This is a genomic window from Candidatus Paracaedibacter symbiosus, from assembly GCF_000757605.1.
GTDB lineage: Bacteria > Pseudomonadota > Alphaproteobacteria > Paracaedibacterales > Paracaedibacteraceae > Paracaedibacter_A > Paracaedibacter_A symbiosus.
Map to the genome: position 1 here is coordinate 1 of NZ_JQAK01000022.1, position 1,899 is coordinate 1,899.

General features: G+C 53.9%; 1 rRNA gene. It reads right to left on the reverse strand.

The features are described 5' to 3' along the window. Nucleotides 1–1,735: ribosomal RNA gene (locus IG80_RS0111780) — 23S ribosomal RNA — on the reverse strand; the annotation flags it as partial. Nucleotides 1,736–1,899 lie beyond the last annotated feature (164 nt).

Below are 1,899 nucleotides of genomic sequence, written 5' to 3' on the forward strand. Positions count from 1 at the left end.
GGTTACTGCGGCCCTCTTCAGCTATAGCTCGCACGAGCCACCAAAAAGGGCGCACCTTCTCCCGAAGTTACGGTGCCATGTTGCCTAGTTCCTTCACCCGAGTTCTCTCAAGCGCCTGAGAATTCTCATCCTACCCACCTGTGTCGGTTTACGGTACGGTCTGCATAAGCTGAAGCTTAGGGGCTTTTCCTGGAAGCGTGGTATCAGTGACTTCGTCCTAAAGGACTCGTCTCGGTGCTCGGTCTTAAAGGATCCCGGATTTGCCAAAGATCCAAACCTACCGCCTTTCCCCGGGACAACCAACGCCCGGTACACCTAACCTTCTCCGTCCCCCCATCGCACTTATGCGAGGTGCTGGAATATTAACCAGCTTCCCATCGACTACGCATTTCTGCCTCGCCTTAGGGGCCGACTCACCCTGCGTCGATTAACGTTGCGCAAGGAAACCTTGGGCTTTCGGCGTGCGGGCTTTTCACCCGCATTATCGTTACTCATGTCAGCATTCGCACTTCCGATACCTCCAGCGGACTTCTCAATCCACCTTCGCAGGCGTACGGAACGCTCCTCTACCGCGCATCACGAAGTGATGCACCCCAAGCTTCGGTTTACCGCTTAGCCCCGTTAAATCTTCCGCGCAGACCGACTCGACCAGTGAGCTATTACGCTTTCTTTAAAGGGTGGCTGCTTCTAAGCCAACCTCCTGGCTGTCTGTGCCTTTCCACATCGTTTTCCACTTAGCGGTAATTTGGGACCTTAGCTGTGGGTCTGGGTTGTTTCCCTTTTCACGACGGACGTTAGCACCCGCCGTGTGTCTCCCATACAGTCCGTCTCGGTATTCGGAGTTTGCAATGGTTTGGTAAGTCGCGATGACCCCCTAGCCATAACAGTGCTCTACCCCCGAGAGGATACATATGAGGCGCTACCTAAATAGCTTTCGAGGAGAACCAGCTATCTCCGGGTTCGATTAGCTTTTCACTCCTAATCACACCTCATCCCCTACCTTTGCAACGGGAGTGGGTTCGGGCCTCCAGTGCGTGTTACCGCACCTTCACCCTGGGCATGACTAGATCACCCGGTTTCGGGTCTACAGCCCGCGACTATGCGCCCTATTCAGACTCGGTTTCCCTTCGCCTCCCCTATACGGTTAAGCTTGCCACGAACTGTAAGTCGCTGACCCATTATACAAAAGGTACGCAGTCACCCTTGCGGGCTCCTACTGCTTGTACGCACACGGTTTCAGGGTCTATTTCACTCCCCTCTCCGGGGTTCTTTTCGCCTTTCCCTCACGGTACTGGTTCACTATCGGTCGGTCAGGAGTATTTAGCCTTGGAGGATGGTCCCCCCATGTTCAGACAGGGTTTCACGTGCCCCGCCCTACTCGTCTTCACTGATATGGCCCTTTCAAATACAGGGCTATCACCTTCTATGGCCAACCTTTCCAGGTTGTTTTTCTAAAGCCATACCAGCTTAAGGGCTAGTCCCCGTTCGCTCGTCACTACTTAGGGAATCTCGGTTGATTTCTTTTCCTCCGGTTACTTAGATATTTCAGTTCACCGGGTTCGCTTCCAGCAGCTATGTATTCACTGCAGGATACTGCCGAAGCAGTGGGTTTCCCCATTCGGACATCGCGGGATCAAAGCTTATTGCCAGCTCCCCCGCGCTTTTCGCAGGCTGTCACGTCCTTCATCGCCTCTGACCGCCAAGGCATCCACCGTGTGCGCTTATTCGCTTGACCATATAACCCCAAGTCGCCTCGGAGTTCATGACGTGCCGACGGGGTACAAATCCACCGGCGCGAACATACGACTCAATTTTTAGGGGCTCGAAGCCCCCGCCTTAGCCTCAACGACACGTCGAGATAGACATCTCAAACGCTCGCTACATCCCAAGTTTTAAAAG